The sequence below is a fragment of the Arsenicicoccus sp. UBA7492 genome, from assembly GCF_002479615.1.
Taxonomy (GTDB): Bacteria; Actinomycetota; Actinomycetes; order Actinomycetales; family Dermatophilaceae; genus Arsenicicoccus; species Arsenicicoccus bolidensis.
This window is the reverse complement of sequence record NZ_DLOE01000028.1, coordinates 167,119-190,312: the sequence shown is the minus strand read 5'-3', so window position 1 is coordinate 190,312 and position 23,194 is coordinate 167,119. Positions and strand designations below refer to the sequence as shown.

The 23,194-nt window shown below is 73.5% G+C and carries 24 protein-coding genes; 15 read left to right on the top strand and 9 right to left on the bottom strand.

Features of this window, described 5'->3' with window-relative positions; genetic code table 11:
- The first annotated feature begins 4 nt into the window (after positions 1–4).
- Genes B4E97_RS08675 through B4E97_RS08665 form a run of 3 tightly spaced genes read left to right on the top strand, consistent with a single transcriptional unit; the run spans position 5 to position 4,624 of the window.
- Positions 5–2,884 carry an FtsX-like permease family protein gene (locus tag B4E97_RS08675; RefSeq protein ID WP_286959532.1) on the top strand — a complete coding sequence of 960 codons (2,880 nt, stop codon included), beginning with the start codon at positions 5–7 and terminating at the stop codon, positions 2,882–2,884.
- The gene (locus B4E97_RS08670) at positions 2,884–3,927 is read left to right on the top strand and encodes an ABC transporter ATP-binding protein (RefSeq protein WP_286959530.1); all 1,044 of its coding nucleotides are present in this window, start codon (positions 2,884–2,886) and stop codon (positions 3,925–3,927) included. Before B4E97_RS08675 ends, B4E97_RS08670 begins: the two co-directional genes overlap by 1 nt.
- Complete coding sequence (locus tag B4E97_RS08665; protein WP_239262402.1) at positions 3,920–4,624, top strand: ABC transporter ATP-binding protein; 705 nt, start codon at positions 3,920–3,922, stop codon at positions 4,622–4,624. The genes B4E97_RS08670 and B4E97_RS08665 overlap by 8 nt, the downstream gene beginning before the upstream one ends.
- 60 nt (positions 4,625–4,684) lie before the next feature.
- Here B4E97_RS08665 and B4E97_RS08660 read toward each other — a convergent pair whose 3' ends face one another.
- Together B4E97_RS08660 and B4E97_RS08655 are read right to left on the bottom strand one after the other, a co-directional pair.
- A complete protein-coding gene (locus tag B4E97_RS08660; RefSeq protein WP_239262400.1) occupies positions 4,685–5,080 on the bottom strand; it encodes a (R)-mandelonitrile lyase in 396 nt (131 codons plus the stop codon).
- Positions 5,077–5,985 carry a UbiA family prenyltransferase gene (locus B4E97_RS08655; RefSeq protein WP_286959156.1) on the bottom strand — a complete coding sequence of 303 codons (909 nt, stop codon included), beginning with the start codon at positions 5,983–5,985 and terminating at the stop codon, positions 5,077–5,079. The genes B4E97_RS08660 and B4E97_RS08655 overlap by 4 nt, the downstream gene beginning before the upstream one ends.
- Before the next feature lie 54 nt (positions 5,986–6,039).
- Between B4E97_RS08655 and B4E97_RS08650 the strand changes: the two genes are divergently transcribed.
- Genes B4E97_RS08650 through B4E97_RS08640 form a run of 3 tightly spaced genes read left to right on the top strand, consistent with a single transcriptional unit; the run spans position 6,040 to position 8,788 of the window.
- Entirely contained in the window at positions 6,040–7,152 is a 1,113-nt protein-coding gene (locus B4E97_RS08650) for a type III polyketide synthase (RefSeq protein ID WP_029210563.1), read from the top strand.
- Positions 7,149–7,673, top strand: a complete 525-nt coding sequence (locus tag B4E97_RS08645) for an isoprenylcysteine carboxyl methyltransferase family protein (protein WP_286959526.1) — start codon at positions 7,149–7,151, stop codon at positions 7,671–7,673. Before B4E97_RS08650 ends, B4E97_RS08645 begins: the two co-directional genes overlap by 4 nt.
- A gap of 59 nt (positions 7,674–7,732) precedes the next feature.
- Entirely contained in the window at positions 7,733–8,788 is a 1,056-nt protein-coding gene (locus B4E97_RS08640) for an NAD(P)/FAD-dependent oxidoreductase (protein ID WP_019285769.1), read from the top strand.
- A gap of 205 nt (positions 8,789–8,993) precedes the next feature.
- On the opposite strand, the gene B4E97_RS08635 is transcribed toward B4E97_RS08640, so the two are convergent.
- From B4E97_RS08635 to B4E97_RS08625, 3 genes are all read right to left on the bottom strand, one after another.
- Positions 8,994–9,593 (bottom strand): DUF2231 domain-containing protein, encoded by a 600-nt coding sequence (locus B4E97_RS08635; protein WP_286959524.1) that lies wholly within the window; start codon positions 9,591–9,593, stop codon positions 8,994–8,996.
- Between the two features lie 51 nt (positions 9,594–9,644).
- Positions 9,645–10,619, bottom strand: coding sequence for a TIGR03557 family F420-dependent LLM class oxidoreductase (locus tag B4E97_RS08630; protein WP_286959521.1), 975 nt, complete (start codon positions 10,617–10,619; stop codon positions 9,645–9,647).
- A gap of 105 nt (positions 10,620–10,724) precedes the next feature.
- Positions 10,725–11,675: an ornithine cyclodeaminase family protein gene (locus B4E97_RS08625; RefSeq protein WP_286959519.1), complete on the bottom strand. Its 951-nt coding sequence runs from the start codon at positions 11,673–11,675 to the stop codon at positions 10,725–10,727.
- Positions 11,676–12,046: 371 nt separating this feature from the next.
- On the opposite strand from B4E97_RS08625, the gene B4E97_RS08620 reads away from it, so the two are divergent.
- From B4E97_RS08620 to B4E97_RS08610, 3 genes are read left to right on the top strand one after another with little or no spacing between them, the layout of a single operon-like run.
- Entirely contained in the window at positions 12,047–12,385 is a 339-nt protein-coding gene (locus B4E97_RS08620) for a TraR/DksA family transcriptional regulator (protein ID WP_286959517.1), read from the top strand.
- A gap of 44 nt (positions 12,386–12,429) precedes the next feature.
- Positions 12,430–13,437, top strand: coding sequence for an aldo/keto reductase family protein (locus B4E97_RS08615; RefSeq protein ID WP_029210568.1), 1,008 nt, complete (start codon positions 12,430–12,432; stop codon positions 13,435–13,437).
- Positions 13,437–13,826, top strand: coding sequence for an ankyrin repeat domain-containing protein (locus B4E97_RS08610; RefSeq protein ID WP_205621812.1), 390 nt, complete (start codon positions 13,437–13,439; stop codon positions 13,824–13,826). Before B4E97_RS08615 ends, B4E97_RS08610 begins: the two co-directional genes overlap by 1 nt.
- 110 nt (positions 13,827–13,936) lie before the next feature.
- On the opposite strand, the gene fumC is transcribed toward B4E97_RS08610, so the two are convergent.
- Both fumC and B4E97_RS08600 read right to left on the bottom strand, forming a co-directional pair.
- Positions 13,937–15,337: a class II fumarate hydratase gene (gene fumC / locus B4E97_RS08605; protein ID WP_286959514.1), complete on the bottom strand. Its 1,401-nt coding sequence runs from the start codon at positions 15,335–15,337 to the stop codon at positions 13,937–13,939.
- A gap of 65 nt (positions 15,338–15,402) precedes the next feature.
- The gene (locus B4E97_RS08600) at positions 15,403–16,701 is read right to left on the bottom strand and encodes an AI-2E family transporter (protein ID WP_239262386.1); all 1,299 of its coding nucleotides are present in this window, start codon (positions 16,699–16,701) and stop codon (positions 15,403–15,405) included.
- Positions 16,702–16,853: 152 nt separating this feature from the next.
- On the opposite strand from B4E97_RS08600, the gene B4E97_RS08595 reads away from it, so the two are divergent.
- Positions 16,854–18,167, top strand: coding sequence for a threonine/serine ThrE exporter family protein (locus tag B4E97_RS08595; protein ID WP_019285780.1), 1,314 nt, complete (start codon positions 16,854–16,856; stop codon positions 18,165–18,167).
- Here the strand turns inward: B4E97_RS08595 and B4E97_RS08590 are convergent.
- Together B4E97_RS08590 and B4E97_RS08585 are read right to left on the bottom strand one after the other, a co-directional pair.
- Positions 18,139–18,942 (bottom strand): M23 family metallopeptidase, encoded by an 804-nt coding sequence (locus B4E97_RS08590; RefSeq protein ID WP_029210573.1) that lies wholly within the window; start codon positions 18,940–18,942, stop codon positions 18,139–18,141. The two genes, B4E97_RS08595 and B4E97_RS08590, sit on opposite strands and share 29 nt — an antisense overlap.
- Positions 18,939–19,661, bottom strand: coding sequence for a PP2C family protein-serine/threonine phosphatase (locus B4E97_RS08585; protein ID WP_019285782.1), 723 nt, complete (start codon positions 19,659–19,661; stop codon positions 18,939–18,941). The genes B4E97_RS08590 and B4E97_RS08585 overlap by 4 nt, the downstream gene beginning before the upstream one ends.
- A gap of 123 nt (positions 19,662–19,784) precedes the next feature.
- Between B4E97_RS08585 and B4E97_RS08580 the strand changes: the two genes are divergently transcribed.
- Genes B4E97_RS08580 through gcvH form a run of 5 tightly spaced genes read left to right on the top strand, consistent with a single transcriptional unit; the run spans position 19,785 to position 23,088 of the window.
- Positions 19,785–20,399 (top strand): CDP-alcohol phosphatidyltransferase family protein, encoded by a 615-nt coding sequence (locus tag B4E97_RS08580; protein WP_239262377.1) that lies wholly within the window; start codon positions 19,785–19,787, stop codon positions 20,397–20,399.
- Positions 20,396–21,430 (top strand): DUF881 domain-containing protein, encoded by a 1,035-nt coding sequence (locus B4E97_RS08575; RefSeq protein WP_286959212.1) that lies wholly within the window; start codon positions 20,396–20,398, stop codon positions 21,428–21,430. The genes B4E97_RS08580 and B4E97_RS08575 overlap by 4 nt, the downstream gene beginning before the upstream one ends.
- Positions 21,427–21,759: a small basic family protein gene (locus tag B4E97_RS08570; protein ID WP_019285785.1), complete on the top strand. Its 333-nt coding sequence runs from the start codon at positions 21,427–21,429 to the stop codon at positions 21,757–21,759. Before B4E97_RS08575 ends, B4E97_RS08570 begins: the two co-directional genes overlap by 4 nt.
- A complete protein-coding gene (locus B4E97_RS08565; RefSeq protein WP_286959222.1) occupies positions 21,756–22,643 on the top strand; it encodes a DUF881 domain-containing protein in 888 nt (295 codons plus the stop codon). The genes B4E97_RS08570 and B4E97_RS08565 overlap by 4 nt, the downstream gene beginning before the upstream one ends.
- 58 nt (positions 22,644–22,701) lie before the next feature.
- A complete protein-coding gene (gene gcvH / locus B4E97_RS08560; protein ID WP_239262375.1) occupies positions 22,702–23,088 on the top strand; it encodes a glycine cleavage system protein GcvH in 387 nt (128 codons plus the stop codon).
- The last annotated feature ends 106 nt before the right edge of the window (positions 23,089–23,194 follow it).

Genomic DNA, 23,194 nt, shown 5'->3' with positions numbered 1-23,194 from the left:
CGTGATGACCTGGTCTCGCCTGGTGCTTGCGTCAGCCCGCACGACGCGCGGGCTGACGCTCCTCACGGCCCTGGTCGTCGCCGTCACGACGGCCCTGGTGACCATGCTGCCGGCGTTGACCGACCGCGCCTCGCGCGACTGGCTCGGCGAGAGCCTGCGCCGGGCTCCGGTGATGGGCCGCTCGGTCCTGGTCACCCTGCCCACCGGCATCGGCGCAGGGTTCCCGGGCGGTGATCCAGCCGCGCCGTTCGCCCGTGTCGCGACGTCCGTGCAACGGCTGTGGGGCCCGGAGACCTCCCAGCTCTACGGCCCCGTCCGGCCGATGGCCGCGACCAACGACGCGCAACCGCTCGCACCCACCCCCCAGGGCGTCGTTCGCAGCTCGCAGCTGGTGCTGACGCCGGCCTTCGAGTCCCGGGTGCGCTGGACCGCCGGACGGGCACCGCGCCCCTCGGCCGAGCGCCACGTGCTGCCGGCGGTGCCGGCCACCGAGGACCTCAGCGTGCAGACGGCCGGACCGGGGCTGCCGGACCCGGCGACGCTGCCCCCGGAGACCATCCCCACCCTCGAGGTGGCACTCTCCAAGGTCGCCGCCGACTCGTGGGGCACCAAGGTCGGCGAGCGGTGGACCATGCCGGCCGCCTCGGGGACGGCGACCCGGCTGCACCTGCTGGTCTCCGGCATCTACGAGCCCACCGACCCCCGCGACGACCTCTGGCAGTGGATGCCTCAGCTCGCCGGGATCAGCCTGATCGAGGAGGGCGGCGCCAACGGTGGCGTCCAACCCGCGGTCGGGCTCGTCCTCTCGCCGGACGTGCACCAGCAGGTCGTCGCCATCCCCGCGCTCAGCAACACCGTGAACTACTCCTGGACCTGGCGCGTCGACGACCGACGCGTCCGACCGGCCGACCTCCCGGCACTCACGAGCGGGCTCGCCCGGGTGGCCTCGGCGCCGAGCGAGGTCACGGACGGGGCGGTGTCGGTCCGCTCGACCCTCTCCGGCACGTTGTCGTCGTGGCGGGACGGGGTGCGCGCCACGCGGCTCGTCGACGGCACCGTCACAACCGGTCTGCTGGTGCTGGCGGCGGCGCTCGCCGTGCTCCTCGCCCGCCTGCGCACCGAGCGACGGCGGCGGGACGACGACCTGCTCCGATCACGTGGGGCCTCTATGAGCCGGCTCGGCCTCCTGGCGGCCCTGGACGTGAGCATGCCGGTCGTCCTCGGCGCGGCGCTGGGATGGGGCGTCGCCGCGCTCACCACCCAGTCCGTCCTGCCTCCCTGGTGGGCCCTGGGGCTGGCCGCAGCAGCCGTCCTCGCGCACGTCGGTGCCACGGTCCTCGGGGCGCGGGATCGTGGCCGCGGGCAGCGGGGCGGGCGGCTCGCGCGGGTCGGGGCCGCCTCCAGGCTGGCGCCAGTGCTGGCACTCGTGGCGCTGGCCGTGCTGGCCGTGATCACCGTGCGCCAACGGCCGGCCGAGCCGACCACACCTCGCGACGACCTCATCACCGCTGGCCGCGCTGCGCAGCTGAGCACGGGCGACATCACCCCCGACCCCCTCGTCCAAGCCGTGCCCGCGCTCGTGGCGGTGGTGGTGGGCCTGCTGCTCCTGGCCCTGGTGCGCGCCGCGTCCAGCGTCGCCGCCCGCATCGTCGACCGTCGCCCGGGCGGACGCAGCTGGCTGGGGCTGACGCAGGCGGCCCGCGCGGGTGGCGCCTCGCGACTTCCCCTCGTGGCCCTCACGGTGGCGGCGGCACTCGCCGTCCTGACCTCCACGCTCGGCCACACCCTGGTCCAGGCCCGCGAGCTGCAGACCTGGCGCGAGGTGGGAGCCGACGCGCAGGTGACCGGGTCGCGCCTCGACGCATCCGTCGTCGACGCCGTCCGGCGCAAGCCGGGGGTGCAGGCCGTGGCCGCCCTGGGGGAGACCAGCGGACAGCTGCTCTCGGACAGCACCGGCGCAGACGCACGGGCGCAGGTGGCGGTCCGCGTCGGCTCCGTCCAGGAGGTCGCCTCCGTGCGAGCCGGTACGCCGATCGCCGTGCACGAGGCGTCGACGTCCACGGCGACCCCCACGTCGACGTTTACTGCGACCTCCACGGCGACCTCCACCTCGACCTCCCCGCAGGGCGACGGGGTCACCCTCGTGGTGGGGCGTGACCGGCCGGTCCTGCACCAGCCCGGGCTGCGGATCGAGATCAACCGGCGCTCGGCCCCCGTCCGCACGGTGGTGGTCGACGAGAGCCTGCAGGACACCACGACGCAGCTGATCGCCCTGGCGCCGCGCGACCAGGTCGAACGCCTGACGGGATCACCGGTCCCCACGACCACCCTTCTCGTGCGCGCCACCCCCGTCGCGTCCGCCTCGCTCGTGGCCGAGGCACGGACGCTGAGCCCGCTGGTCGAGCAGGCCGTCGACCGCACGACGGTGGCCGCCCGCGCCGCCGACCAGCCGCTCTCGCGCCACGTGCTGCTCGTCGTCCTGCTCACGTCGCTCGCGGCGGCACTCCTGGCCGCGCTCGCGGCCTATGCCCTCACCGCCGCGACGGCAGCGGCGCGTCGACAGCTCCTCGCGCGGGCCCGGGTGCTCGGCATGCCCGCGCGCGACCGGCATACGGTCGTGCTCGTCCAGGTGCTGCCGCCCGCCCTGGCCGCCGTGGTCACGGGCCTGGCCACCGGGCTCGGCCTGCCTTGGCTGCTCCCTCGGCTGGTCGACCTGGCACCCTTCGCGGGCGGGGAGGCCTATCCGAGGCTCGTCCCGTCCTGGCCAACGGTCGCCGCCATCGCGATCGGCCTGTCCGTGCTGGTCAGCGCCGTCGTGGCGCTCGACCTGCGATCCGCCACCAGACTCAGCCTCACGCGCCACCTCAGGGCAGGAGACCAGTGATGACGACGACCCAGACCGAGGCGGAGCGGGGCAGACCGCTCGTCGAGTGCGACAACGTCGTGCGCATCTTCACGTCCGAAGGTGTCGAGGTGGTGGCGCTGCAGGGGCTCGACCTGTCCGTCGCCGCCGGTGAGCTCGTCGCCGTCGTCGGTGCGTCCGGCAGCGGCAAGTCGACCCTGCTGCGCGTGCTCTCGGGGCTGGACCGGCCCACCGCCGGGGCCGCGAGGGTCGCGGGGCACGACCTCGTCGCCATGCGGCGTCGCGAGCGGCTGCGCTTCCGCCGCGAGACGGTCGGGTTCCTCTACCAGCAGGCGAGCGACAACCTGCTGCCCTATCTCACGGCCGCCGAGAACGTAGCCGTCCCGATGCGCCTGGCGGGTCGTCCTCGGGAGGAGGTCGGGGGCCGGGTGAGTGACCTGCTGGGCCTGCTCGGGCTCGCGGAGTGCGCCGACCGCCGGCTCGCCGAGCTGTCCGGCGGGCAGCAGCAGCGGGTCGGGCTGGCCGTGGCCCTGGCCAACCACCCGCAGGTCCTGCTCGCCGACGAGCCCACCGGCGAGCTCGACACCCGCACGGCCGACGACGTCTTCGCCGCCATCCGCACAGCCAACGCCGAGCTCGGCGTCACGGTCGTCGTGGTCACCCACGACCAGGCGGTGTCGGGGCAGGTCCAGCGCACCGTCGGCATCCGCGACGGACGCACCAGCTCGGAGGTGCTGCGGCGCACCGAGGTCGACGCCGAGGGGCGCTCGGCCCTGGTCAGCGAGGAGTATGCCGTGCTCGACCGGGCTGGACGCCTGCAGCTGCCCCGGGAGTTCACCCACGCGCTCGAGCTGCGGGACCGCGTGCGGCTGGACCTCGAGAGCGACCACATCGGCGTCTGGCCGGGTCACGACGGGGCCACGCCCCGGACACGACGTGAGCGAGCCGCTCTCACCGAGGACACAGAGCACACCGAGGACACCGGGCACACCGGGCACACCGGAGACAACGGGTACACCGCAGACACCGAGGGCGAGCCAGGGAGGCACCGGCGCCATGACTGAGACGACCGACCTGATGATCGAGCTGCGCGCAGTGGCCAAGAGCTTCGGCACGGGGGCGGGCGCGGTGCACGCCCTGCAGGGGATCGACCTGGCCGTGCCGCGCGGCGAGCTGCTGGCCGTCCGCGGGCGGTCCGGCTCGGGCAAGACCACGATGCTCCACGTCGCCGGCGGCCTGGACGACGCCGACGAGGGCGAGGTCCGCGTCGACGGCGTCGACGTGCGCGCCCTGGACGAGGCGGGCCGGCTCAGGCTGCGCCGCGAGCACGTGGCCTACGTGTTCCAGTCGTTCGGGCTCGTGCTCGAGCTCACCGCCGCCGAGAACGTCTCCGTGCCGCTGCGGCTGACCCGGACCGACCCGGGGGAGCGGGACCGTCGCGTGGCCGAGGTGCTCGAGCGGGTCGGCCTCGGACCGCACGCGCGACAGACGCCGCGCCAGCTCTCGGGCGGGCAGCAGCAGCGCGTGTCCCTCGCCCGGGCCCTCGTCGGTGAGCCGGCCGTGCTCCTCGCCGACGAGCCCACGGGGCAGCTCGATTCCGAGACGGCGCGCGAGGTGATGACGCTCATCGTGCAGCTGGTGCGGGAACGGGGCATGACCGCGGTGGTCACCACCCACGACCCGATGATCGTGGCCTATGCCGACCGGGTGCTTGAGCTCGTCGACGGGCGGCTGCACGCGACCGAGCCGCTGCCCGCCTGACGCGTCAGCGGGTGAGCGGGCGAATAGGTGAGCAGGTGAGCCGGGCAGCCGGTGGGCGGGTCAGGCGCCGTACTCCTCGTCGGTGACGTGGTCCAGCCAGGTCACGACCTCGCCCTGGTCGTCCGCCTCCTGGATCGCGACGTGCGCCATGAAGCGGTCCGGCGTCGCGCCGTGCCAGTGCTCCTCGCCCGGCTCGATGTAGACGACGTCCCCCGGGCGGATCTCGCGCACCTCGCCGCCACGGCTCGCGACATACCCGATGCCGTCGGTGACGTAGAGCGTCTGGCCCTTGGGGTGGGTGTGCCACGCGGTGCGGGCGCCCGGCGTGAACCGCACGTGCGCGCAGCCCACCGCGGACTGCTCGTCCGGGTTGCGGATCCCGTCGATGTAGACCGCGCCGCTGAACCAGTCCTGCGGCCCGGGGGCGGACTGCCCGCCGCTCCGCGTGAACCTCATGCGATCTCTCCTCGTCCTGCTGGTGATGGCGCAGCTGCTGGAGCTGTCGATGGTGGTGGCGTCCACGACGGTGGGGTGCCTCCGTCCCATCCTCGCCCCGCCACCGCCCACAGTGCCACGTCGCAGACGGCCATCCCGGCCGCGCACCAGAACGGTGCCTTGCCACGACCGCCGAGGACGCCCGCCGCGAGCGCAGCACCGAGCCCCACCGCGACGCGTGCGGATCGAGCGGGTGGGCGCGCCCCGGCCAGCACGGCGAGCTGGGCGCCGGCCAGCCCAGCCACGGCCTGGGCCCGCAGCGACGCCGGGGACCACCGGTGCGGGTAGCCGCGCACCCCGGTGGCGGCGTCGTCGTCGAGGTCGGGCAGGACGTTCAGCAGGTGGGCGGAGCAGCCGAGAAGCGCGCCGGCGACCGTCTGCCACAACGGCGCCGGGCCCTGGCGCGGACCACCTCTGGTCAGATGCGGCACGTGCGGAAGCCCCCCGAAGGCCACGGCATACGGCAGGATCGAGGCGGTCGAGCGCTTGAGACCAGCGTTGTATGCCCAGCCCGACCCGACGACGAGGACCACATGGACGACTCCGGCAGCACCACCGCACCTGCTCGACAGGAGCAGACAGGCACCAGCGGCCACCCCGAGGGCCCGGCGGACCACCCTCGCCGCCCCCGGATCGGCGGCGAGCGGCTTGTCGACGCGTCCCGCGACCCGGTCGCGCCCGGCGTCGAGCAGGTCATTGCTCCAACCGATGGTCAGCTGCCCGGACAGGACGGTCGCGCCCACGAGCAGGACCCGTCGGCGGGGCAGACCGCAGCCGACCGCGAGGGCCGTGGTGAGGCCGGTGACGACCGCGGTCGGGCCCGGATGGCAGGTGGTCGCCAGCAAGGACAGCAGGGGAGCGGGCATGAGCCCACGCTAGGCCCGGGCGGCCTCGGGCGGAGGCCTGCGCTCCCCAGCGCCGTGGTGGCCGTCCGCGGGGCGCTGCCGCCGCACCGCTACTCTCAGCACGAGATCACCGACGCGGTGGCGGAGTTCACCGGTGCCGCGTCCGGTGCCCGGCGTCGGATGCTCGACCAGGTGCACGCCAACGCGGGGGTGCGGACACGGCACCTGGCCCTGCCGCTCGAGCGCTACGTGGGACTGGCGGACTTCGGCGAGGCCAACGACGCCTTCATCGAGGCGGCGGTCGAGCTCGGGTGCCAGGCCGTCGAGGCGGCCCTCGCCGAGGCGGGGCTCGCACCGCGCGACGTGGACCTGCTCGTCAGCGCCACCGTCACGGGTCTCGCCGTGCCGTCGATCGACGCGCGGATCGCCGCGCGCCTGCGCATGCGGTCCGACGTGCGGCGCGTGCCGCTCGTCGGCCTGGGGTGCGTCGCGGGAGCGGCCGGGATCGCCCGCGTGCACGACCATCTCGTCGGTCATCCCGCGCACGTGGCCGTGCTGGTCGCGACGGAGATGTGCAGCCTCACCGTGCAGCGGGACGACACCACGCCCGCCAACATGGTGGCCAGCGGCCTCTTCGGGGACGGAGCAGCGGCCGTGGTGATGCTCGGCGCCGACCGGGCCGCCGAGCGGGCGACCGACCAGGGAGCACCAGACCGGTCGTCCGGCTCGACGCCCACCCGGCCCGAGGTGCTGGACACCCGTTCGCGGTTCTACGACGACACCGAGCGCGCCATGGGCTGGGACGTCGGCGCCACGGGGCTGCGGATCGTCCTCGGCGTCGAGGTGCCCGAGCTGGTGCGCTCGCACGTCCGCGAGGACGTCGACGGGTTCCTGGCGCTGCACGACCTCACGCGTGACGACATCGAGTGGTGGGTCGCGCACCCCGGCGGCCCCAAGGTCCTCGAGGCCATGCAAGAGGCGCTCGAGGTGCCCCGCGACGCCCTCGGCGTCACCTGGGACTCCCTCGCCGCGATCGGCAACCTGTCCTCGGCGTCGGTGCTGCACGTCCTCGCCGACACGCTCCGGACCCGCCCACCACGGCCCGGGTCGCTGGGGATGCTGCTCGCCATGGGCCCCGGCTTCTGCCTCGAGATGGTCCTGCTGCGGGCGCCCGAGGACGCCCGATGAGGAGCCAGACGGCGTATGCCGGACTGGTCGCCGTCGTCGCGGCCGAGCGCCTCGCGGAGCTGGTGGTGTCGCGCCGCAACGCTGCCTGGTCCCTCGCCCAGAGCGGGCACGAGGTGGGGCGCGAGCACTACCCGGCCATGGTGGCCCTGCACACCGGGCTGCTCGGGGCGTGCCTCGCCGAGATGCACTGGGGCGGGCGGCGGTTCGGGCGCGGCGGGTGGGTCGCCCTCGCCGGCGTCGGCGCCGCCCAGGCCTTGCGCTGGTGGTGCATCCGCACCCTCGGTCCGCAGTGGAACACGCGCGTGATCGTGGTGCCCGGCGCCTCCCGGGTCACGGGCGGCCCCTACCGCTACCTGGACCACCCCAACTACGTCGCCGTCGTCGTCGAGGGCGTCGCCCTGCCGATGGTGCACGGGTCCCGTTGGACTGCAGCGGGATTCACGATCGCCAACGCCGCCCTGCTGGCTCGCCGCATCCGGGTCGAGGAGCAGGCGCTGCGCGCGCTGGACGAGACGGCCTGACGGTGGCGAGGGACCCCCGAGCACCAGGCACCGGGGCCGACGCTCACGCCAGGGCGGACGTGGATCTGGTCGTCGTCGGCGGCGGGCCGGTCGGGCTCGTCGCGGCGCTGCACGCGGCGCGGCTCGGGATGAGCGCCGTCGTCGTCGAGCCCCGCCCGTCGCCGGTGGACAAGGCCTGCGGCGAGGGCATCATGCCGGCCGGCGTGGCCGAGCTCGCGGCTCTCGGGGTCCACCCGGACGGTCACCCGATCCGGGGCATCCGGTATGTCGACGGCAGGTCCCTCGACGGGCGCGGCCCATCTGCCGACGCACCGGTCGGGCCGCGGCCTGGGCTCGGCGTGCGCCGCACGACCTTGCACGCCGCCCTGACCCGGGCCACGGAGGCGGCGGGGGACGGCATACGGCAGGTGCAGGATCGAGTCGTGGACCTGGCCCAGGACGACGGCGGGGTCACGGTGGGGCTGGCCGGGGGAGGCGAGGTGCGCGCCGGGCACGTGGTGGCGGCCGACGGGCTGCTCTCGCCGACGCGACGGCTGCTCGGGCTCGACCGTCCGTCGCGGGCGCCGCGGAGGCGTGGGCTGCGACGGCACTACCGGGTCGCGCCGTGGACGGACCACGTGGAGGTCCACTGGGGGCGGTCCTGCGAGGCCTATGTCACGCCGGTCGCCGAGGACGTCGTGGGGGTCGCGGTGCTGACCGGTCGCGTCGGGGGATTCCTGGAGCACCTCGCCGAGATCCCTAGGTTGGCAGACAGGTTCGCGGGCGCCGAGCCTCTGGACGAGGTGCGCGGTGCGGGACCGTTGCGGCAGCGCGCGGCGCGTCAGGTTGCCGGTCGGGTGCTGCTGGCCGGCGACGCCGCGGGCTACGTCGACGCGCTGACGGGGGAGGGGCTGACGCTCGGGTGGCGACAGGCGAGGGCCGCCGTGGAGGCCGTCGCGGCCGGTGACCCCAGCCGCTACGAGGCGCACTGGCACACCATCGGGCTGCCCGCCCGGGCGCTCACGGGCGGGCTCGTCGTGGCCACGCGATCGGCGTTCGTGCGACGACACCTGGTCACGGCTGCGGCCCACGTGCCGTGGGTCTACCGATCGGCCGTCCGGGTCGTCGCGTCCTAGGCGAGCGGTCGCGACCGGCATGCCCGAGAGTGCCCCGACGGCGGCTCCGCCGGATCTGCCTGAGGTCGAGACATCGGCCTGGCGTGCGAACCTGGGCGGATGTGCCTGCCTCAGGTCGACACATCGGCCAGGCGTGCGAACCCGGGTGGATGTGCCTACCTGAGGTCGTCACATCGACCTGGCGTGCCAACCCGGGCGGACGTGACTACCTGAGGTAGGGCTGCTCGGGGATGAAGGAGGGGTCGTGCGTGCCGACCTTGCGCGCCGCCGCGAGGTGCCCGCCGAGGAAGCCGCCCGCCCCCACGGCGCCGAGGGCGACGAGCCCCAGGGCCGCGCCGAGCCGGTGCTGACCGTTGCGACGCGCCACCCACGACGCGACCTGCAGCCCGGCACCGGCGCCGTTGGCGATGGCGTGGACCACCCCGACGCGACGGGAGCGGGTGTCGGTCTCGGCATACTCCGACCAGCCCGACAGCGCGGCCGGAACGGCCGCCAGCACGCCGACGCCCGTCAGCAGGCGGGCCCCGTCGCGCGAGGCGTCGTCGCCGGCGAGGTCGAGCAGGCTCGCGCTCATCCACGTGCCCATGGGCACCTCGACGAGCAGGGGGTGCAGCGCGTGGCCGAGCCAGGCGCCCTGCAGCACCTGGCGCCGCAGGTCGTCGGCGACGATCGCCCCGGAGACGCGATCGCCCACCGCCACGACGGGATCGAGCGCGGTGGAGCTCTCGATCGCGTGGAGGGGTGCGGCGAGCGGGGTGCGTGGCCGGGTCGTCGGTTGGTCGGTCCGGCTGGTGTCGTGGGTCATGAGGACTCCTGGTGGTCGAGGGCGGTATGACGGGACGGGTGGGCGCAGCGGTCAGGCGCGCACGTGACGAGACCGCAGCTCGGGCAGGACCTCCTTGCCGTACGCCTCGATCATCTCGGCGTAGCGCGGCCCCATGTTGGCGACGTAGACGTCGTCGAACCCGGCCTCGACGAACGGCGTGAACGCGTCGACGTGCTCCTGCACGGAGTCGCCGAAGGTCGCCGACCCCGCGATCTTGTCGCGGGTCACGAGCTCGGCCGCCTGCTCGAAGTGCTGGGGGCTCGGCAGCACCTGGCTCAGCTCGCCCGGCACCCCCGCGTTGGGCCACAGGCGGTAGGCGTCGTCGATGGCCTGCTCCTTGTCCGAGCCCCAGCCGACCTTGAAGCCCGCCTGGGTCGGGGCGTGGGCGCCCTTGGCCTGGCGGAAGGTCGAGACCCCCTCGGCGTCGGGCATGACCGAGATGAAGCCGTCGCCGACGCGGCAGGCCAGGTCCAGCGCCTTGGGCCCGAACGCCGAGACGTAGATCTGCGGCAGCTCCTCAGGCAGGGAGTAGATCCGGGCCGTGTCGACCGTGTAGTGGACGCCCTCGTGGGACACGACCTCGCCGGTCCACAGGCGCCGGATCAGGCCGATCGCCTCCTCGAGCATCTCCAGGCGCAGGTCGGCGTGCGGCCAGACGTCGCCGAGGATGTGCTCGTTGAGCGCCTCGCCGGAGCCGACGCCAAGAGTGAAGCGGCCGGGGCCGAGGAGCGCGGCGCTGGTGGCGGCGGCCTGCGCGATGATCGCCGGGTGGATGCGCACGGTCGGGCAGGTCACGGCCGTCGTCACCGGGAGGTCGCAGACCTGGCTGATCGCGCCGATCGCGGACCACACGAAGGCGGACTCGCCCTGCTCGTTGGTCCAGGGGTGGAAGTGGTCGCTGATCCACAGGGCGTCGAAGCCTGCCTCCCCGGCGAGGCGGGCCTGCTCGACGATCTCGGTGGGGGAGTACTCCTCGCAGGACAGGAAGTAGCCGATGCGCTTCACGGTCGCGTCTCCTTGGTCGTGGGCTGACGCTCTCATCCCACCAGGGCGGCCGGGCCGGGGGGAGGTTGTCAGCCGGGAGACTCGACGGTCGCTCGACGCCCGCGGTCAGCGGGCGAGCACCGTGCCGGCCCCGCGGTCGGCGGCCCGGTCCGCGACGTATGCCGCGAAGACGACGTCGGTCGCCGCGATGCCGAGGTTCTGGCAGACGAGCCGTCCGGCAGGCCGAGGCTGACGGATCGCGTCGCCCGTCCACCCGGTGGCCGGCGGATAGTCGGCGGCGAGCTTGGCCGGGGCGACGGCGGCCAGCTGCTCGACGTCGTCCGAGACCAGGGTCGCCTCGCGGGCGAGCCGGCTGCCGACGCTGCTCGAGTAGTCCAGCGGCAGCAGCAGCGCGTCCTCGCGCACCCACCCCGGGTCCAGCTCCTGGCCGCGCAGGCCGATGCTCAACCGCGTGATGACGGTGCCGGCGCCCTCGACCGCGGCCCTCGGGTCGTCGGTGACCTCGAGCCTCAAGGTGGGCACGGCCTCGGCCGCCCACGCCGACAGGTCCTCGCGCGCCTCGGGGCGGCGGGCGTAGACCCGGGTCTCGGCATACCCCAGGGCCTCCAGCACCAGCAGGTGCGACCGCGCCTGGACCCCCGCGCCGAGGAACGCGACGGGCGACGACCGGTCACCGAGCGCGTCGAGGCAGGCGCCGCTGACGGCGGCGGTCCGCTGAGCGGTGAGGGCGGCGGCCCCCATCAGGGCCCGCGTCTCGCCGGTGCGGGCGTCGCTGAGGATCATCACGCCCTGGGCGGTGGGCAGGCCGCGGGCGGGGTTGTCGGGGACCAGGGTCACCCACTTGCACCCGAGCAGGTCTTCGTCGAGCACGGCCGCGGGCATCGCGTTGGCAAAGCCGTCACCGGCGAGGCGGACGGCCGGCTTGGGCGGCACCTGCGCGCGCCCCTCGGCCCGCGCCACGAGGGCTCGGCGCGCCAGCGAGACGGCGGTCCTCGGCTCGGGGAGCAGCCCCTGGACCTCGGCGTCGGACAGATATCTCAGCGGGCTCGGATCCATCCGTCGACCCTATCGAGGACCGATGCGCACCTTGCGTCTTCTGCGTCCTCGGCGTACTCGGACGCCGAAGGCCCCGCCACGCGGGGGACGCGGCGGGGCCTTCGGTCGTGAGCGGTCGGGGTCGGTCAGCGACCCCGGTAGCCCGGCACCTCCGGGTTGAACGCGGCGAGCGTCCAGCGGTCGAAGGAACGGAGCCAGGTCTTCATGCGAGTCATCGGGTGACCTCCTGTCGTCGGTGTGCATGGTGCGGGCACCCCGTTGTGTCACCACTGACAAGTATGACGAAGCCCGGCGTCATGACGCAAATATCATACGATTCAGGATGCGTCGCGCTGCCGACGCCAGGCAGGCGTGACCGGCATACTGCTGGGATGGTCCCTCCCGAGGTGCGCACCGCCCTCGACGCCCTGCGCCGACAGACCCTGGAGCGCGTCCGGGACCTGGAGCAGGACCGGTCGCGCATCGTCGACGCCAGCCGGTCCAGCAACGCCGACGACGAGCACGACCCCGAGGGCCAGACCATCGCCTGGGACCGCGAGCAGACCGCCGCGCTCCTGCGGGACGTGCGTGCCCGGCTCGCCGAGATCCACGCCGCGACGGCCCGGCTCGACGGCGGGTGGGACGGGCGCTGCGAGGTGTGCGGCGAGCCCGTCCCCGCCGGACGGCTCGTCGCCCGCCCCACGACCGCCCGCTGCGTGCACTGCGCCTAAGCGCGACTCCCCACGAGCCGCCGATGCGGCCTACGGTGGCTGGCATGGAGTTTCGATACCTCGGCAACAGCGGTCTCAAGATCAGCGAGATCACCTACGGCAACTGGCTCACCCACGGCTCCCAGGTCGAGAACGAGACGGCGAAGCAGTGCGTGCGCGCCGCCCTCGACGAGGGGATCACGTCCTTCGACACCGCCGACGTCTATGCCAACACCAAGGCCGAGACCGTCCTCGGCGAGGCCCTCAAGGGCGAGCGGCGCGAGTCGCTGGAGATCTTCACCAAGGTCTACTGGCCGACCGGGCCCGGCGGTCACAACGACTGCGGACTGTCCCGCAAGCACGTGATGGAGTCGATCGACGGCTCGTTGCGCCGCCTGCAGACCGACTACGTCGACCTCTACCAGGCGCACCGGTTCGACACCGAGACGCCGCTGGAGGAGACGATGCAGGCCTTCGCCGACATCGTCCGGCAGGGCAAGGCGCTCTACATCGGCGTGAGCGAGTGGACCGCCGACCAGATCCGCGCTGGTCACGCCCTCGCCAAGGACCTCGGCATCTCGCTGGTCTCGAGCCAGCCGCAGTACTCCATGCTGTGGCGCGTCATCGAGCCCGAGGTCGTCCCCGCCTGCGAGGAGCTCGGCATCTCCCAGATCGTGTGGAGCCCCATGGCGCAGGGCGTCCTCTCCGGCAAGTACCTCCCCGGTCAGCAGCCGTCCTCGGACACCCGCGCCGGACACTCCGAGGCGGGCCAGAGCATGCGCGACCTCATGCGCGATGACGTGCTCGAGGCCGTGCAGCAGCTGGTCCCCGTCGCCAAGGACGCCGGGCTGACGATGCCGCAGCTGGCCGTCGCGTGGGTCCTGCAGAACGACAACGTGGCCGCCGCCCTGGTCGGGGCTTCCCGCCCGGAGCAGATCAAGGACAACGTCAAGGCCGCCGGGGTGCGTCTCGACGACGACATCCTGCGACGCATCGACGACGCGCTCGGCGGGGTCGTGCAGCGCGACGCCGGCCAGACCGCGGCCCGCGCCCCGCAGGGCCGCCCCTGCTGATGGAGCCGTTGACCGAGGAGGAGCTGGCCTTCCTGCAGGGATGCTTCGACCTGGCTCGCGACGGCGACCCGCAGCTGCCTCGTCTCGTCGACGAGGGTCTGCCGGTCAACCTGACCAACTCCAAGGGCGACACGCTGCTGATCCTCGCGGCGTACCACCAGCACGCGGAGCTCGTGTCGGCGCTGCTCGCGCGCGGCGCCGACACCGAGCGGGTCAACGACAACGGGCAGACCGCGCTGGCGTCGGCGTGCTTCCGCAGGAACGCGACGATCGTGGGTCTCCTGCTCGACGCCGGGGCCGACCCGGCGACGGGTGAACGCTCGGCGATCGCGATCTGCGAGTACTTCGACCTGCCCGAGATGCTCGAGCTGCTGCACGCGCCCGCCTAGCCCGCTGCCCCGGACCCACGCAGATCGTGAGGGTTTGGTCCAAGGATGTTGGACCAAACCCTCACGATGTTGCGGGCTGTGTCGGGGGGTGGTGCTAGGGGAGGAGCGGGTCAGGCGGACGGGTGGGTCATGTCCATCGGCACGACCCAGCGGTCGAAGTCGGCCTCGCCCACGTCGCCGCTGGCGATCGCCGCCTCACGCAGGGTCGTGCCCTCCTTGTGGGCGCGCTTGGCGATGGCGGCGGCCTTGTCGTAGCCGATGTGCCGGTTGAGCGCGGTCACCACCATGAGGTTCTGCTCGAGGTTGGCCTCGATGCGCTCGCGCTGCGGCTCGATGCCGACGGCGCAGTGCACCCGGAAGGACTCGCACGCGTCGGAGAGCAGCCGGATCGACTCGAGCACGGCGTGCGCCATCACGGGCTTGTAGACGTTGAGCTGGAAGTTGCCCTGCGACCCGGCGAAGGCGACGGTCGCGTCGTTTCCGAAGACGCGGGTGGCGACCATGGTCAGCGCCTCGCACTGGGTGGGGTTGACCTTGCCCGGCATGATGCTCGACCCGGGCTCGTTCTCGGGGATGGTGATCTCGCCGATGCCGTTGCGGGGGCCGGACGCGAGCCAGCGGACGTCGTTGGCGATCTTCATCAGCGCGCCGCCCAGCGTGCGCAGCGCCGCGCTCACGCCGACGAGGGCGTCGTGCGCGGACAGCGCCGCGAAGAGGTTGGGCGCCTGCACGAAGTCCAGGCCGGTCTCGTCGGCGATCTTGCGGGCCGCGAGCGCGCCGAACTCCGGGTGGGCGTTGAGCCCGGTGCCGACCGCGGTGCCCCCGATCGCGAGCTCGAGGACGCGGCCCTCGGACTGGCGGACGGCGTCGAGGGCCTGGTCGACCTGGGCGACCCAGCCGCCGATCTCCTGCCCGAGGGTGATGGGGGTGGCGTCCTGCAGGTGGGTGCGTCCGACCTTGACGACGTCGGCGAACTCCTCGCTCTTGCGGGCGAGCTCGTCGCGCAGCGCCTCGACGCAGGGATAGAGCCGCTCGGTCAGCTCGAGGGCCACGGCGATGTGCATGGCCGTGGGGAAGGTGTCGTTGCTGGACTGGCCGCGGTTGACGTGGTCGTTGGGGTGCACCGGCTCCTTGCTCCCCATGACCCCGCCGGCCAGCTCGATGGCGCGGTTGGAGACCACCTCGTTGGCGTTCATGTTGGACTGCGTGCCGGACCCGGTCTGGAAGACGACGAGGGGGAAGTGGTCGTCGAGTCGCCCGGCGATCACCTCGTCGGCGGCCCGGACGACCAGGTCGGCGACGTCCTGGGGGAGCTGGTCCAGCTCGGCGTTGGCCAGGGCCGCCGACTTCTTGAGGATGCCGAGGGCCCGGATCATGGGGGAGCCCCACACGAAGGTGTCCCGCCCGATGTCGAAGTTGCCCAGGCTGCGCTGCGTCTGCGCCCCCCAGTAGCGGTCCTCGGCCACCTCGACGGTGCCCATGCTGTCTCGTTCGGTGCGCGTGCTCGTCATGCCTCCACCGTATGCCGGGGGGCGGGAGGTCCGTCAGGCTGCGTCGCCCTCAGATGTCGTCGTGGTCAGATGTCGTAGTGGTCGAGCTCGGCCCGCACCGACTCCTGGACCGGCTCGCCCGCGGCCGCGGCGACGGCCACCGCCTCGGCGGCCTCGGAGAACTCGTACCTGCGCTTGTAGAGGTCGAACAGCGCCATGATCGTGGCGCCGACGGGCACGCCGAGCAGGGCACCGGAGGCTCCGAACAGCGCGCCACCCATCATCGCCGACGCGAACGCCACGGCGGGGTGGACGTCGACGGCCCGCGCGCTGATGCGGGGCTCGACGAAGACGTTCTCCACCTGCTGGTAGGCGATCGCGTAGATCAGCACCCAGAGCCCGTCGCGCGGCTCGCTGCTCACGAGGCCGACGAGGACCGGCAGCACGATGGACACGTAGGTGCCGATGTTGGGCACGAACTGCGCGACCAGGCCGGTCCACAGCGCCAGCGGCAGCCAGTAGGGCAGGTCGATGAACCACATGAACAGGCCCATGGCCGTGGCGTTGATGGCGGCGAGGACCAGCCGGCTCGAGACGTAGCCGCCGACCTTGACCAGCCCGATCTCCCACATGCTGAGGACGACGCCCTGCAGCCGGGGCGGGAACAGCCGGGCCAGCCAGGTGCGCAGCCGCGGCGAGTCGGCGGAGAGGTAGAAGGTGAACAGCAGGAAGGCGAAGGTGCTGAGCAGCGCCGACAGCAGGCTCGTGACGAAGCCCAGCAGCCCGGTCGCCACCTGGCCAGCCAGGGCGGTGATGCGCTCGGAGGTGAGGTTGAGCCGGTCCATGATCGAGCTCTGGTCGATGTCGAGGCCGAAGCGCTGGTTGGCCTGCTCGACGGCCGACTGGACGAGGCTGGGGGCCTGGGTCACGAGGCTGGTCAGCTGGTCGCGCAGCATCCCGCCGAAGGCGAGGAAGAACGCGACGGCGAGCAGCGCCACCCCCAGCATCACCAGAGCCGTGGCGACCGGGCGAGGCATCCGGGTGGCCAGCCGCGAGACGGCGGGCTCCATCGCGCAGGCCGCGAAGAAGGCCATGACGACCGTGAACAGCACCTGCGCGCCGTCCTTGAGCACGAATCGTGCGAACAGCGCCAGGGCCACCACGGCCACCACGACCCAGGCGGCCCGCCATACCGACTGCTGGTCGAGGGCGACCGTGGCGGTGGGCGGCTCGACCGACGCCCGCGAGCGCTCGGGCACCGTCGCCCCGGTCGGCCCCGCCGGAGCGGACGACACCGAGGCGTCGGCCGGCCCTGGCGCGGGCGACGCCAGCTCGTCGGCCGGCGCCGGCTCGGTCGCCGGTCGCCTGGGGAGTCGCAGTCTCAACGTGGGTCCTTCCGGACGGGTCGTATGCCGCCCGCCTGCCCCTGTCCGGGGTGCGGGCTCGGCGCGACGAGCGTAACTCCGACGTCCGACAGACCCCCGCAGGTCCTCGGCAGACACAGGGCCGGAGCCGTCACCGACGGTAGTCTTCGCTCGTGCCACACGAGCAGGCCGCGCCCGCGGGCGCCCCCGACGAGCGTCAGACGCGTCGGCTGCTGGCCTACCTCGCTGCGGCGCTGGTCGCGGGTGGCATGCCGGTCCACGAGGTCGAGGCCGACGTGCGGCGGTGCGCGCGGGCGCTGGGCCAGTCCGGCTGCCAGCTGTCCGCGCTGCCCACCGGGGTGGTCCTGTCGCTCGGCTACGGCTCGCCGGCGACCTTCGAGGCCGTCGAGGGCTCGCTGCGCCTCGACCAGAGCGCCGAGGTCAACGCCATCCAGCGCGGCCTCGAGGACGGCTCGGTCACCGCGACGGAGGCGCTCGAGCGACTGGTCACCCTCCGCGCCCGCCCGCACCGCTACGACGTCCCGGGCATGTATGCCGGAGGCGCGCTCGTGGCCGCCGGCATCGCCCTGATCCTGCAGCCGTCACCACGCAGCGTGCTCTTCGCCCTCCTGTGCAGCCCGCTGGTCGTGGCGCTCATGCGGGTCAGCGGACGGCACCGGCTGCTCACGATCCTGTTCCCCAGCGTGGCGGCCTTCCTGGTGAGCGTGCTGGCGTTCTGGGCGGGGGAGCACGGCTGGGTCCCCGGCCCCCTGCGCAGCCTGCTGCCACCCCTGGCCGTCCTGCTGCCCGGCGCCCTCATCGTCACCGGTCTGTCCGAGCTGGCTGCCGGCGCGATGGTCGCGGGGACCTCACGGCTCGTCTTCGGCGCCAGCCAGCTCGTGCTCTTCGGGCTCGGCGCGGGGGCGGCCGCGGTCCTGCTGCGCGTGCCACCGGACATGCTCGCCAACGAGCGCAGCCACGAGCTCGGCTGGTGGGCGGCCCTGCTCGGCCTGCTGCTGCTCACGATCGGCATCAGCCTGATGGAGGCCGTCCCGCCGCGGCTCGTGCCCTGGGTGCTGCTCATCCTGGCCGCCACCTTCTCCTCGCAGGTGGTGGGCCAGACGCTGGTGCCGAGCCCGTGGTTCGGGGCCTTCCTCGGGGCGGTGGCGGCGAGCTTCGGGGCCAGCGCGGTCGAGCTGCTGCGGCCCCGGCTGCCGCGCCTCGTGGTGTTCCTCCCGAGCTTCTGGCTGCTGGTGCCCGGGTCGCTCGGCCTGATGTCGGTGACCCAGCTCGGGCTGGACACGCCCTTCGCGGCGGACACGATCGCCCTGTCCGTGGGCGTGATCTGCGCCATCGCCGTGGGTCTGGTCGTCGGGTCGAGCATCGCCCGCGGGGCGTGGTTCGTGGGGAGGGCGTCGCGCTACCAGCTGCGGCGCGGGGCCGATCGGTGGGACCGGGTCAGCCACCGACCGGGTCGCTCGCGCTGAGCCGCAGCACCGGAGCAGGGTCCGTCGCCGTGTCGACCGCGCCACCGGCGGCCCGCACCTCCAGGTGCAGGTGGCAGCCGTCCGGCGCCCCCAGGTCGCCGACCTCGGCCAGCGGCGTGCCCGGCTCCACCCGCTGACCGGGGGAGACCAGGACCCGGCGGGCATGCCCGACCAGCACGTCCCGGGTCGCGTCCGTCGTGCGGACGCGGAGGGCGTTCGGGCCGTATGCCGGACCCGGCCGCCTCGGGGTGGCGGGGTCGACGACGGTGCCGGCCACGCCGGACGTGATCACGGTGCCGCACGGCAGGGCCACGTCGACCCCGTGGTGGAAGCCCCGGCTGGCGGGGCACCGCGCGTCGGCGTCGTAGTACGGAGCGCTCGTGCAGCCGTAGGGCACCATCACCGGCCAGGCCCCCGCGAACCAGGGTGATCGCTGCAGCGAACGGTCGGTGTCGTAGAAGCGGTTGCCCGGGTCGAGCCCGGCCGGCAGAGCCGCCGTCGTCGTCGCCGCCGTGGGCGAACCGGTGCCGTCAGCGGTCGCGGGGGTCGCCGGGGTCGTCATACCAGGGCTCGTGGGTGCCGACCCGCTCGACGATGCCGTCGGCGAGACGGTCGAGAGGTCACGCGCGGCCGGCGGGGTGTCCCCGGGGGTGGACAGCTCGAGCCGGGTGGGCGTCGGCTCCGGGTCCGGCGGGGCGCAGGCACCGAGGCCGGTCGCGCCCATCAGCAGGGTGGCGAGAGCGGCGACATCGACTGGACGGCGCAGCCTGCTCACAGGTCGACGACCACCACGGTGACGTTGTCGCGGCCGCCGGCGTCGAGGGCCTCGTGGACCAGGGCCCGGCTGGCGGTGCCGGGGTCGTGGTCGGCGAGCAGGGCGGCGATCCGGGAGTCCTCGAGCTCGCCGTTGAGGCCGTCCGAGCACAGGAGCAGGCGTCCGGCCGCGGGCACGACCGCCACGCCGGGGGTCGCCTCGCTCTGCGGGTCGTCGGTGATCGCGCGCGTGATGCGGTACTGCCCCGGGTGCGTGCGTGCCTGCTCGAGCGTGATCATCCCGAGGTCCACCATCTCCTGGGCGACGTTGTGGTCGCTGGTGAGGGCCACCAGGTCCCCGTCGACGAGCAGGTAGGCCCGGCTGTCGCCCACCCACGCGACCACGAGCTGCCCGTCCCCGCTGCGGGCGGCGACGACGAGCGTCGTCCCCATGCCGACCGTCGCGGGGTCCTGACGGGACCGGTCGACGACCGCGCCGCGCGCGGCGGCGACGGCATCCTCGAGCAGTCCCTGCACGTCCGCGCTGCGTCCGACCGCGCCGCCACCGGCCATCCGCACGACGGCGTCGACGGCCACCTGGCTGGCGATCTCCCCGCCGGCGTGCCCGCCCATCCCGTCCGCCACGACCCACAGGTCGTCGTCGACGGCATACGCGTCCTCGTTGTGGTCGCTGACGCGCCCTCGGTCGGTGAGGGCGGCGTGGCGCTGCGACGTCGTCATGCCAGCATCCTGACATGTCAGCCCCGGTGAGCAGCGCAGCAGCGGGCGCACTCTCGCAGGTGACCCGTCCACGCGTCGGCGCGTCAGCCCGGCCGAGTCTGCCGAGGTCCTAGCCTGGAGCCCGTGGGGGACCCAGGTATGCCGAGCGGACCCGAGCCCGCCGTCTCGACGCGCGTGCTCACGCTGCCGAACGCCCTCACGCTCCTGCGGCTCGTGCTGATCCCCGTCTTCCTCTGGCTGCTGCTGGTGCGGCACGCCGAGCTCGAGGCGTTCTGGGTGCTGGCCGTCTCGGCCGCGACGGACTGGGTCGATGGCGTGGTGGCCCGCCGCTACGACCTCGTCAGCCGGCTCGGGCAGACCTTGGACCCCGTCGCGGACCGGCTGTTCGTGCTCACCACGATGCTGGGCCTGATGGTGCACGGCGTCGTGCCGTGGTGGTTCGTGGCCCTGCTGCTCGCCCGCGACCTGTGGGGCGTCACCGAGATGGTGCGCCTGCGACGCCACGGCCTGCGCACGCTGCCGGTGTCCTTCATCGGCAAGGCCGCGACCTTCGCCCTGCTCACCGCCTTCCCGCTCATGCTGCTGGGGCACGGTCCGGGCACCCCCGCGGCCGTCGTCCGGGCCGTGGCGTGGGCCTTCGCCTGGTGGGGTGCCGGGTTGTACTGGCTGTCGGCGATCATGTACTACATCCAGGCGCAGCAGGTCGTGCGCCGTCCGTCGGGGGAGGAGGCACCATGAGCACGCCACCAGGGGCACGGCCGGCACCGTCAGCACCCACACCACGGCAGCGTCGTCCCGACGAGAGCATGACCCTGCTCACGGAGATGATGCACCGTCCCCTGGACCCCGGGTATGCCGCCGAGGCCGACCGCCGGGTCGCGGCGGGTCTCACGCCGACACCGTCCGGGCGCACGTGGCGCACCACCGTCTATCTCCTGCTCATCGGGGTGCTCGTGGCGAGCGCCGGCATGGCCCTGCGTCAGCCCAAGGCCGCCGTCACCGCCGAGAAGTCCGCGCTCGTGGCGCAGATCGAGCGCCGCCAGACCGAGGCCGACCGGACCCAGGCGCAGATGGCGACGTGGGAGGCCGAGATGACCCGCGTCCGCGAGCAGGTCCTGGCCGGCCAGGCCGAGCAGGGACTGACCGACCGGCTGCGGCAGGCCGAGCTCGGAGCGGCGGCCACCCCCGTCACGGGGCCGGGGCTGGCGGTCACCGTCGACGACGCCCGCACCAGCACCGAGGCGTCCGCCGACGGCAACCCCCGCACGTCCGAGCAGGACCCGGGGCGGGTGCAGTCCAGCGACCTGCAGCTCGTCGTCAACGGGCTGTGGGAGGCGGGCGCCGAGGCGGTCGACGTCAACGGGCACCGGCTGACGTCGACCTCGGCGGTGCGCTTCGCCGGCGAGGCGATCCTGGTCGACTACCGTCCCCTGACCCGGCCCTACGTGATCCATGCCATCGGGGACCCGCAGCAGCTGCGCACGCGGTTCCAGGCCACCGAGGGCGGCCGCTGGCTGGACGCGCTCGGCCGTGAGGTCGGCATCCGTCACGACGTCGCGACGCAGGAACGGCTCGTGCTGCAGGGCGACAGCGGGGTGCGGCTGCGCCACGCGACCCCGGTGCCCGCCTCCGCCATACCCGCTGCTATTGCGAAGCCAGCCACCAGCACGACGACCAGCGCGAAGCCCGCCAGCACGAAACCAGCCAGCACGACGACCAGCACGAAGCCAGCCAGCACCACGCCCAGCACGACGGAGGCCAACCCGTGATCCCCGCACTCGGACTGCTCATCGGCATCGTGATCGGGGTCTTCCTCGACCCCTCGGTGCCGGTGTGGCTCCAGCCCTACCTCCCGATCGCGATCATCGCGGCGCTCGACGCCGTGTTCGGTGGTCTGCGCGCCGTCCTCGACGGCATCTTCAACGACAAGGTCTTCGTCATCTCGTTCCTGTCCAACGTGGTGGTGGCGGCGCTCATCGTCTTCCTCGGTGACCAGCTCGGCGTCGGCGCCCAGCTCTCCACCGGGGTCGTCGTGGTCCTCGGCGTCCGCATCTTCTCCAACGTCGCGTCGATCCGCCGACACCTCTTCCACGCATGAGCACGCGCCTCCCCGACCCGCCCGACGGCGACGGCACCACGCCGGAGCCCCGCACCGCTTCGCAGCCCTCCACCGCTTCGCAGCCCTCCACCGCTTCGCAGCCCTCCACCTCTCCGTCGGACTCCACCGCGCCCACGACCGCCACCCCTCCCTCCGCGTGGCGGCGGCTCGCCCGCGTCGGCCGCCCCCGCCTCACCAAGGCCAACGCGATGGCCACGGCCCTCGCGGTGCTGTTGGGGTTCGCGCTCGCCACCCAGCTGCAGTCGCAGTCACGACGCGGTCTGGAGTCCCTGCGCACCAGCGACCTCGTGCGCATCCTCGACGACCAGAACGCGCGCTCGGACCGGCTCGACGCCGAGGCGCGTCAGCTGCAGGCCCAGCGGGACGAGCTCGTCAACGGGTCGCAGCAGGGACAGGCCGCCGTCACCGCGGCCCGGGAGCGGCTCGACACGCTCGGCATCCTCGCGGGCACCGCCAAGGCCAAGGGGCCCGGGGTCACGATCCGCATCACCGACCCGCAGGGCAAGGTCAAGGCCCCCATGCTGCTGGACGTCGTCCAGGAGCTGCGCGACGCGGGCGCCGAGGCGATCCAGGTCGGTGACGTGCGGGTCGTCGCGTCGACGTGGTTCGGTGCCCAGGACGGCGCCCTGCGCGCCGACGGCAAGCCGCTCAGCGCCCCCTACGTCGTCAAGGCGATCGGCGACCCGGCCACCATGGATGCCGCCATGCGGATCCCGGGCGGCGTCGTCGAGAGCATGAGGCAGGAGGGCGCTGACGCGGCCGTGGCACGGGCAGATAGCATCACCGTGGACGCGCTGGCGACGCCGGCGCAGCCACGTCACGCTCAACCCGTGCCGGCCCCGACGACGGGACCAGCTCCGTAGCACCCGTCCACGGAGGCCCGTCCGAGCCGGACGTCATCCGCGACCTACAAGGAGCGCCATGTCGGAGCTGTCCTACCCCGAGAACCTTCGCTACACCGCCGAGCACGAGTGGGTCGCCGTCGAGGGCGACCTCGCCAAGATCGGCGTCACCGCCTACGCGCAGGACGCGCTGGGCGACGTCGTCTACGTCAGCCTCCCTGCCGTGGGCGACACCGTCTCCGCCGGCGACTCGTGCGGCGAGGTGGAGTCCACCAAGTCCGTCTCCGACCTGTACTCCCCGGTGTCCGGCGAGGTCGTCGAGGTCAACGAGGAGCTCGACGGGACCCCCGAGTCGGTCAACTCCGACCCCTACGGCAGCGGCTGGATGTTCACGGTCAAGGTCAGCGACCCCGGCCAGCTCGACGGTCTCATGGACGTGAGCGCCTACAAGGCCCAGCTCGACTGACCGATAGGCTGGTGCCTCGGACACATTTCTCATACGGTGTCACCCGCGGTGACCCGCACGTTCGCGTGACGGGCACGCGGGTGACACCGATTGATCGCCAAGGAGG